This is a genomic window from Ideonella azotifigens, from assembly GCF_006519715.1.
Lineage (GTDB): Bacteria > Pseudomonadota > Gammaproteobacteria > Burkholderiales > Burkholderiaceae_C > Ideonella > Ideonella azotifigens.
In genome coordinates this window covers 1-1,677 of sequence record NZ_VIDT01000948.1, presented here as the reverse complement: position 1 = coordinate 1,677, position 1,677 = coordinate 1, and the positions used below count along the sequence as shown (strand labels likewise).

Sequence of the window (1,677 nt, the reverse complement as noted above, 5' to 3'; positions counted from 1 at the left end):
CGGCCCGAACTCGGTCTTCGCATTGGCCAATGCCTGCCTGTGACCTGGGCCGGCATGGCTGGCGAAATGGCATTTCCTTGATGTGCATCAGCCCGCGTGCCAAAGCCGCGCGCAGGCGCCTGCGCCGAGGGCAAACAGGCCAATTTCTTGCAGCGCGAGACACAGCGGCCCGCGCCGCCGGCATTTGCGCCTCGTGGCGTTCGAACATGCACCGGTGTGCGTCGACATGCATGCACCCGGTGCGCAACCGTGAGTGAGGTGGACCATGGCCCGCACCAGTCAGGAAGATCGCTCCCACGTGGAGCTGATCACGGTTTACGAGATCTGCCGCATCCTGGGCGCCTCGCTGGACCTCAAACGCAGCTTTCGCGAGGTGCTCAACGTGCTGACGGCCCACATCGGACTGTCGCGCGCGATGATCGTGCTGGTCGACGAGGACGACGAGCTGCTGCGGGTGCACAGCGCCGTGGGCCTGGACCGTGAGCAACTGGCGCGCGGTGTCTGGCATCGCGGCGAGGGTGTGATCGGCCGCACCTTCCGCTCCGGCGTGCCGGTCACGGTGCCGGACGTCACCCAGTCGGCCGAATTCATCGACCGCACCGGTGCCTTCAGCCAGCGCGACGGGCAGATGATGTCCTTCCAGGTCGAGCCCATCAAGACCGAGCACACGGTGCTGGGCGTGCTGGCCGCGCAGCGCGAGGTCCAGGGCAATGCGCGCCTGTCGGACGACCAGCGCCTGCTGCACATGGTGGCAGGGCTGCTGGCGCAGGCCATCGTGCTGGCGCGCGCGGTGACCGAGGAGCACCAGCGCCTGCAGACCGAGACCACCCGGTTGCAGAAGGCCCTGGCACCCGAGCCACGAGGCCGCTACGCGCTGGACAACGTGGTGGGCGTGTCCAAGGAAATGCAGCAGGTCTTCGGCGAGGTGCACCAGGCAGCACCCTCGCGCGCCACGGTGCTGTTGCGCGGCGAATCAGGCACCGGAAAAGAGGCGGTGGCGCGGGCCATCCATTTCCTGTCGCCGCGCAAGGATGCGCCCTTCATCAAGGTCAACTGCGCAGCGCTCACCGAGTCGCTGCTGGAGAGCGAGCTGTTCGGCCACGAGCGCGGCGCCTTCACCGGCGCGGTGGGCGACCGGCGCGGCCGTTTCGAGCAGGCCCACACCGGCACGCTGTTCCTCGACGAGGTGGGCGACATCTCGCCCTCGTTCCAGGCCAAGCTGCTGCGCGTGCTGCAGGAGCGAGAGTTCGAGCGCGTGGGCGGCAACCGCTCGATCAAGGTGGACGTGCGGCTGATCTGCGCCACCAACCGCGACCTGGAGAAGATGGTCAAGCGCGGCGAGTACCGGGCTGACCTCTACTACCGCATCAACGTCGTCTCCATCTTCCTGCCGCCGCTGCGCGACCGCCGCGACGACATTGCCCCGCTGGTCGCCCACTTCGTGGAGCGCTACAACAAGGACAACCGCCGCAAGCTCAAGATCGCACCGGACGCGATGGAGGTGCTGACGCATTGCTACTGGCCAGGCAACGTCCGCGAGCTGGAGAACTGCATCGAGCGCACCGCCACAATGGTGCAGGGCGAGGTGATCCGCGGCCTGGCTTTCCCGTGCCGGCACAACCGCTGCCTGACCCAGACCCTGCATCACCTGGACAAGGACGATGCCGTGGCGCCTAT

The 1,677-nt window shown here is 67.5% G+C and carries 1 protein-coding gene; it reads left to right on the top strand.

Features of this window, described 5'->3' with window-relative positions:
* Nucleotides 1-265: 265 nt before the first annotated feature.
* Nucleotides 266-1,677: nif-specific transcriptional activator NifA (gene nifA / locus FKP22_RS29515; protein ID WP_141291764.1), on the top strand; the 1,412-nt coding region annotated here is incomplete at its 3' end.